Annotated in this window: 8 protein-coding genes; 3 read left to right on the top strand and 5 right to left on the bottom strand. The window is 73.5% G+C overall.

Annotated elements, in window-relative coordinates:
- The coding region (locus ABZ371_RS26290; RefSeq protein WP_358683957.1) for an ATP-binding protein at positions 1-345 on the bottom strand (345 nt) is incomplete at its 3' end.
- 128 nt (positions 346-473) lie between these two features.
- Between ABZ371_RS26290 and ABZ371_RS26285 the strand changes: the two genes are divergently transcribed.
- Positions 474-860, top strand: coding sequence for a VOC family protein (locus ABZ371_RS26285; protein WP_358683955.1), 387 nt, complete (start codon positions 474-476; stop codon positions 858-860).
- A gap of 100 nt (positions 861-960) precedes the next feature.
- Here ABZ371_RS26285 and ABZ371_RS26280 read toward each other — a convergent pair whose 3' ends face one another.
- The 4 genes from ABZ371_RS26280 to ABZ371_RS26265 form a co-directional block, all read right to left on the bottom strand.
- The gene (locus ABZ371_RS26280; protein WP_358683953.1) at positions 961-1,866 is read right to left on the bottom strand and encodes a LysR family transcriptional regulator; all 906 of its coding nucleotides are present in this window, start codon (positions 1,864-1,866) and stop codon (positions 961-963) included.
- A gap of 35 nt (positions 1,867-1,901) precedes the next feature.
- Positions 1,902-3,095, bottom strand: a complete 1,194-nt coding sequence (locus ABZ371_RS26275; RefSeq protein ID WP_358683951.1) for a glycine C-acetyltransferase — start codon at positions 3,093-3,095, stop codon at positions 1,902-1,904.
- Between the two features lie 43 nt (positions 3,096-3,138).
- Positions 3,139-4,167, bottom strand: a complete 1,029-nt coding sequence (gene tdh, locus ABZ371_RS26270; protein ID WP_358683950.1) for an L-threonine 3-dehydrogenase — start codon at positions 4,165-4,167, stop codon at positions 3,139-3,141.
- Between the two features lie 274 nt (positions 4,168-4,441).
- Positions 4,442-4,903 (bottom strand): MarR family transcriptional regulator, encoded by a 462-nt coding sequence (locus ABZ371_RS26265; protein WP_358683948.1) that lies wholly within the window; start codon positions 4,901-4,903, stop codon positions 4,442-4,444.
- Positions 4,904-5,138: 235 nt separating this feature from the next.
- On the opposite strand from ABZ371_RS26265, the gene ABZ371_RS26260 reads away from it, so the two are divergent.
- Entirely contained in the window at positions 5,139-5,612 is a 474-nt protein-coding gene (locus tag ABZ371_RS26260; protein WP_358683946.1) for a MarR family transcriptional regulator, read from the top strand.
- Between the two features lie 208 nt (positions 5,613-5,820).
- Positions 5,821-7,416 carry a DHA2 family efflux MFS transporter permease subunit gene (locus tag ABZ371_RS26255; protein WP_358683944.1) on the top strand — a complete coding sequence of 532 codons (1,596 nt, stop codon included), beginning with the start codon at positions 5,821-5,823 and terminating at the stop codon, positions 7,414-7,416.
- Positions 7,417-7,446: the final 30 nt, after the last annotated feature.

The following is a 7,446-nucleotide window of genomic DNA, read 5'->3' as shown; positions in this document are numbered from 1 at the left end:
GGCGATCGGCTCCTCCAGCGTCCGGTCGAAGGTGGGCGCGTACACGGTCTCCGGGGTCCGCGGTCCGCGCAGCCGCCGGAGCAGGGCGGCGAAGCCGGCGGCGTCGAAGGTGTCGGGGGCGCCCTTGCGCCCGGCCCGGCCGAGCCGCTCCAACTCGGCCTGGGCGAGGTGGAAGCCGTCCATCGGGACGAGCACCGCACGGCCGCGGAGGTCCTCCACGAGCCGGGCGGCCAGCGTGGACTTCCCGGCGCCCGGGGGCCCCGCGATGCCGAGGATGCGGCGCCGGCCGGCGGCGGCGAGGCGGTGGGCGCGGGCCGTCAGCGCGGCGAGGTCGCTGGTGTCCATGGCGGGAATTGTCCCCGACCCGGCGGGCCCGGCGTTAGTGTTACGTATAACCACGACGGGTCCACGGGATCCGTACACCGCCGGCGCCGCCGGCCACCCATTCACGCGCACGAAGGACGAGGACCCCCATGCCCCACATCGCCCTGGTCACCCTGGTCGTCCGCGACTACGACGAGGCCCTTTCCTTCTACACCGGCTCCCTGGGCTTCGAACTGGTGGAGGACACCGACCGGGGTGACGGCAGCCGCTGGGTGGTCGTGCGCCCGCGCGGCACCCGGGGCACCGGGCTGCTGCTGGCCCGCGCCGGGGACGACCGCCAGCGTGCGAGCGTCGGAGCCCAGACGGGCGGCCGGGTGGGCTTCTTCCTGCACACCGAGGACTTCGCGGGCGACCACGCCCGGATGCGGGCCGCCGGTGTCCGGTTCCTGGAGGAGCCGCGGCACGAGGCCTACGGCTCCGTCGCGGTCTTCGAGGACCTGTACGGCAACCGCTGGGATCTGCTGCAGCCCGCGTGAGGCGCCACAGCGGGGGGCGCGGTGGGCACGGTCGACGGCCGGCGCGCTACCGGCTCCGGCAGTCCGCCGCCCCCCTCCCGGATCGCCGACGGCCGCTCGCCTAGGCGTGCCCGGCCGCCGCCCCCAGCGCGTCCAGGACCGGTTTGATCAGCGGGTGGCCCTCGGCACCCTGCCGTACGGCGGCGAAGACCCGCCGGGTCGGGGCGGCGCCCTCCACCGGGAGCACGACGACCCCTGCGAGCGCCGTGCCGCGGAGCGCCGACCGGGGCACCAGGGCCACGCCCGCCCCGGCCCCGGCCAGCGCGAGCACCGCGTGGAAGTCGTCCGAGGAGTGCTCCAGCTGGGGTGCGAAGCCCGCGTACTCGCAGGCCAGAACCACCACGTCATGGCAGGGGTTGCCGGGATAGGGGCCGATCCAGCGGTCCTTGGCGAGGTCGGCGACGCTGACGTGGTCCTGGCCCGCGAGGGGGTGGCCGACCGGCAGCACCGCGTCGAAGGGCTCCGAGTACAGCGGCACGCGGGTCAGCCGCCGGTCGTCGTCGCCGGGTGCGCCCCGGTACTCCACGGCGACCGCCACGTCGACCAGGCGGTCCAGGACCATGGGCACGCTCGCGTCACCCTCGGCGTCCTGCACCCGCACCCGGATGCCCGGTGCCGTGCGGGTCAGCTGGGCGATGGCGGGGGCGAGCACGAGGCCGATGCCCGTGGCGAAGGCGGCGACGGTGACCGTGCCCGCCACGCCCGCCCCGTAGTCGGCGAGCTCCGCCTCCGCCCGCTCCAGCTGGGCGAGCACCGCGTTGGCGTGGTTCAGCAGGATCTCCCCGGCGGCGGTCAGCCGGGCGCCCCGCGCCCCCCGCTCGACCAGCCGGTGGCCGGTCTCCTGCTCCAGCGCGGCGAGCTGCTGGGACACCGCCGAGGGGGTCAGGTAGAGCGCGGCGGCGGCCGCGGTCACCGTGCCGTGGTCCGCCACCGCGCGCAGGACGCGCAGCCGCCGTGCATCGATCATGCGCCCATTGTCCCAGGCCGGAGGGACGGCCCGGACTACTCGCCCAGTGCGGCCCGGGCGTCCACGAACGCGTCCACGGCCCGGTCGACGTCCTCGGTGGAGTGGGCGGCGGAGAGCTGGACGCGGATCCGCGCGGCCCCCTGCGGGACGACGGGGTACGAGAACCCGATCACGTACACGCCCCGCTCCAGGAGCAGCTCCGCCATCCGGGCCGCCTTCGCCGCGTCCCCGATCATGACGGGGGCGATGGCGTGGTCGCCGGGCAGGATGTCGAAGCCCTCCTCGGTCATCCGCGAGCGGAAGAGCGCGGTGTTGGCGTCGAGCCGCTCGCGCAGGTCGCCGGCCGACTCCAGCAGGTCGATGACCTTCAGGGAGGCGGCGGCGATGACCGGGGCGAGCGAGTTGGAGAAGAGGTACGGGCGCGAGCGCTGGCGCAGCAGCGCGACGATCTCGGCACGGGCCGCGACGTACCCGCCGGACGCGCCGCCCAGGGCCTTGCCGAGCGTGCCGGTGATGATGTCGACGCGGTCCATGACGCCGTGCAGCTCGGGGGTGCCCCGGCCACCGGGGCCGACGAAGCCGACGGCGTGCGAGTCGTCGACCATCACCATGGCGTCGTAGCGGTCGGCGAGGTCGCAGATCTCCGCCAGCGGGGCGACGTAGCCGTCCATGGAGAAGACGCCGTCGGTGACGACGAGGCGGCGCCGCGCGCCGGACGCCTCCTTGAGCTGCCGCTCGAGGTCGGCCATGTCGCGGTTGGCGTAGCGGTGGCGCTTCGCCTTGGAGAGGCGGATGCCGTCGATGATGGAGGCGTGGTTGAGGGCGTCCGAGATGACCGCGTCCTCCGGGCCGAGGAGGGTCTCGAAGACACCGCCGTTGGCGTCGAAGCAGGAGGAGTAGAGGATCGTGTCCTCCTGGCCGAGGAAGGCCGACAGCCGCTGCTCCAGCTGCTTGTGCACCTCCTGCGTGCCGCAGATGAAGCGGACGGACGCCAGGCCGTAGCCCCAGCGGTCCAGTGCCTCGTGGGCGGCGGCGACGACCTCGGGGTGGTCGGCCAGGCCCAGGTAGTTGTTGGCGCAGAAGTTGAGCACCTCACCGGCACGGCCGCCGGCGGTGACGGCGACGGTGGCGGACTGCGGGGTGCCGATCACGCGCTCGGGCTTCTGGAGCCCGGCGTCCCGGATCTCGTCGAGGGTGGTGCGCAGGTCGTCGCGTACGGAAGCGAACATGAGGAGGTCTCCCAGGTGGGTACGGGGGTGCGTACGAAGAGCTTCAGTCGGCCCAGTCGAGGAGGACCTTGCCGCCGCGACCGCTCGCGGCGTCGTCGAAGGCCGCCTCGAAGTCGCGGTAGCCGTACCGGCCGGTGATCACCGGGGCGAGGTCGAGTCCGCCCTCCAGCATCACGGACATGGCGTACCAGGTCTCGTACATCTCCCGGCCGTAGATGCCCTTGATCGTCAGCATCGAGGTGACGACGCGTGACCAGTCCACCGGGAACTGGCTCGCGGGCAGCCCGAGCATCGCGATCCGGCCGCCGTGCGTCATGTTGGCGATCATGTCCTGCATGGCCTCGGGGCGGCCGGACATCTCCAGGCCGATGTCGAAGCCCTCGCGCAGGCCGAGCCTGCGCTGGCCGTCGGCGATGGTCTCCTTGCCGACGTCCAGGGCGAGGCTGACGCCGACCTTCCTGGCCAGTTCGAGACGGGCCTCGCTCACGTCGGTGATGACGACGTTGCGGGCGCCGGCGTGCCGGGCGACGGCGGCGGCCATGATGCCGATGGGTCCCGCGCCGGTGATCAGGACGTCCTCGCCGACGAGCGGGAAGGAGAGCGCGGTGTGCACGGCGTTGCCGAACGGGTCGAAGATCGCGGCGACGTCGAGGTCGACCTTCTCGCGGTGCACCCACACGTTCGACGCGGGCAGTGCCAGGTACTCGGCGAACGCCCCGTCCCGGCCCACACCGAGGCCGAGGGTGGAGCGGCAGAGGTGGCGGCGGCCGGCCAGGCAGTTGCGGCACTTGCCGCAGACCAGGTGGCCCTCGCCGCTGACGAGGTCGCCGACCTCGATGTCGACGACGTCCGCGCCGAGGGCCGCGACCTCGCCGACGAACTCGTGGCCCAGGACGAGCGGGGTGCGCACGGCCTGCTGCGCCCAGCCGTCGTAGTCGCGGATGTGGAGGTCGGTGCCGCAGATCCCGGTGCGCAGGACCTTGATCAGGACGTCTCCCGGGCCGGTCTCCGGCTCCGGTACGTCCATCAGCCAGAGGCCCGGTTCGGCCTTCTGCTTCACGAGTGCCTTCACTGCTGCGGCTCCCTGTACCTGGTACCTGGTGAACCACCCGGGCCGGGGCATGCCGAAGGCGGCCTGCGGCCCGGGGGGTGGATGGGGTGACGACTGACGGGGCGGGGCGGAACGCGTGCGTCCGCTCCGGGTGCCGCCTCCTGCGCCGTCACACAGAAATGTGCCGTACCCCGGGCTCCAGGTCCATCGAGGATTTCTTAAGCGGCGCCGCAGTTGTGCTTCACACCGCGCCGCCCGGGCGCCCCCGGGAGGATGCCGGGGGCGACCGCGGGGCTCAAGGGCGCGGCCAAGGGCGTCCGTCGAGGTTCTCGATGTCGGTGTTGAGGCGCTTGAGGTAACCGGCGAAGTCGGCGACCTCCTCGGGAGCCCACTCGGCCATGACCCGTTCGAGGCCGCGGATGTTCTCCTCGCGCTCCTCGTCGAGGCCCCGCCTGCCCAGTTCGGTGATCCGGAACTTGCGTGCGATCCCGCCGTCGGGATCGGGGATGCGCTCGACGAGGCCGGCCCGCAGCATGGCGGCGGTCTGCCGGTTGAGCGTGGAGGCGTCCAGCCCGAAGGCGTCGCTGAGCTGCCCGATGGACATCGGGCCCTGGATGCGGATGCGGCTGAGCAGGGTGTAGGCGCTGCGGTCCAGTCCTCCGCCGCGCCTCGACCGGGGAGCGCTCGGCTGGAGGTGCCGCCCGAGCACCATGGTCTCGAACTCGATCAGGTCCGTGGGCTTCTCGGGCTGCTGCATGATCTTGTCTCTCGACCGCCTTCACCGTGCGTCTGGTCTCTCGACTGCAGATATACCACCACCGTCCCTGTGCATCATGCACGCGGGGGCGGCGCCCGACCGGCCCACGGCCCGCGCCGCCGCGGGTGGCCGGGGCACGCGGCGTCGGCCGTCCCCCCGGCCGCGAGCACCGGGCCACGACCGCGAGCCTTTGGATATATTGACATAGGTATCTGCTCGTACCTATGCTGTCGGCATGCCCGACTCCAGTGCGCCGCCGCAGGACATCGACCACGTGGCCTCCGCGCTCGTGGCCGTCCTGCCCGCGCTGCACCGGGGCCTCGAACGGCACGTCGGCCACGAGTTCCCGCACCCCCGGCTCCCGGACGGGCAGCTGGCGCTGCTCTTCCTCGTCGAGGAGCGGGAGGGCATCACCGTCCGCGAGACGGCCCAGGCCCTGCTCATGAAGCCGAACAACGTCAGCGCCCTCGTCTCCCAGCTCACGGAGCTGGGGCTGCTGGAGCGCAGGCAGGACGCGGCCGACAGGCGCGTCGCCCATCTGCATCCGACGCCCACGGCCCGTGAGCGCCTCGCCGAGGCGCGGCTGCTCAAGGAATCCCACATGGCGCGCGCGCTGCACACCCTCACCGACGGGCAGCTCGACGCCCTGGGCGCGGCCCTGGGCGCGTTGACGTCACTCTCCCGGGGCCTCCACTCCCCCACCGGCTGACGCGGACACCCTTCCTCCCTCCTGGCCGGGCCCTTCCCCGGAGCCCGGTCCCGCCGTACCGGGCCCGTGAGGCACGGCCGGGCGTGGCCGGCGCGCCGGTGGACCACCGCCGGGCAGTCGCCGCGTTCCCGGCCGCACCCCGGCGCCGGCTCCCTTTCCCGGAGCCGCGCCACCTCCCTCGAAGCACGTTCACAGACAAGGCGTTCCCATGTCCTCCACCACCGTGGGCCGGTCCCCCCTGCCCGCACACGCCCCACCCCCCGACGCGCCGCGGGGCCGGCGCGCCAACCCCTGGCTCACCCTGATCGCCGTCGCCATCGGCCTGTTCATGGTCAACCTCGACGCCTCCGTGGTCGCGATCGCCAACCCGGCGATCGGCCGGGACCTCAACGCCTCCACCGCCGACCTGCAATGGGTCACCAACGCCTACCTGCTCGCCATGGCCGCCTTCCTGATCCTGGGCGGCAAGCTCGGCGACCGCTTCGGGCGGCACACGGTGTACATGACCGGCACCGTCGGCTTCACCCTCGCCTCGGTCGCGATCGCCCTCTCCGGCTCGATCGAGGGCGTCGTCACCTTCCGGGCGGTGCAGGGGCTCTTCGCCGCCCTGCTGATCCCGAACACGCTCGGCCTGCTGCGCGCCGTCTTCCCCCCGCAGCGGTTCGGGATGGCCGTCGGCCTGTGGGCCATGGTGGCGTCCTGCTCCACCGCGCTCGGGCCGATCGTCGGCGGGCTGCTCGTGGAGCACGTCAGCTGGGAGTCGGTGTTCTACGTCAACGCCCCGATCGGTGTCGTCGCGCTGGCCGTCAGCCTGCTCGTGCTGCCCAGGAGCAAGGACTCCACGGGGCACCAGCGCTTCGACGTACCGGGCGTGGTCCTGCTCGCCGCCGGGCTGGTGGCCCTGGTCTTCGGCGTGGTCAAGGGCGAGACGTGGGGGTGGACCTCCGGCGGGACGCTGGGCGCGCTCACCGCGGGCCTCGCCGTACTGGCCGTCTTCTGCTGGTACGAGACCCGCGTCCGGCACCCACTGCTGCCGATGCGCCTCTTCCGCAGCCCGGCGCTCACCATCGGCACCGTGGTCACCGCGGTCAACTTCTTCGTACTGCTCGGCGTGATCTTCTTCCTGATGCTGTACCTGCAGAACGTGCGCGGCTTCACCCCGGTTGAAGCCGGCGTCCGCACGCTGCCGCTGAGCCTGGCCACCGTCGTCGCCTCGCCGCTGGGCGCGGCGCTGACGCAGCGGTTCGGCCCGCGCCTGACGATGCCGCTGGGCATGCTGCTCCAGGCGGCGGCCTCCGTGTGGATCCTGACGTGGGACGCCGGCTCCCCGTACGCCGCCATGTGGCCGCCGTTCCTCGCGATCGGCCTGGGCGTCGGCATGGTGATGTCCGCCTCCTCCGACGCGATCGTCGGGAACGCGCCGCGCAAGGACGGTGGTGTCGCGGGCGGTCTGCAGGCCACGGCGCTGCAGATCGGCGGCGCGCTCGGCACGTCCGTACTGGTGTCCCTGATCAGCGGCAGGGTCGGCGCCACCCTCACCGGCGAGCTGACCGGCGCCGGCGTCCCCGCGGGCGCGGCGGCCGGTTTCGCGGAGGCGCGGGACGCCGTGTCCATGGGCGTCTCGCCCGTCTCGGCCGACATGCCCGCGCAGCTGAGGGCGGCCGTCGTCGAGGGCAGCGGCAACGCGTTCATGAACGGGGTGCACGCCGCCGTGGTGGTCACCGCCGTGCTGTGCGTCGTCGGCGCGGCACTGGCCGCGGCCGGCCTGCGGCGCCCCGCCGCCGCGGAGGCCGTGGCGCCCTGACGACTCGCGCGCCGGGGCCCCGCCCGGCAC

Origin of the sequence: Streptomyces sp. NPDC005899 (assembly GCF_040629645.1) — a bacterium.
In the GTDB taxonomy this organism is placed as follows: Bacteria; Actinomycetota; Actinomycetes; order Streptomycetales; family Streptomycetaceae; genus Streptomyces.
Note: the sequence above shows the minus strand (reverse complement) of the source record. Positions and strands in the feature narration are given on the sequence as shown.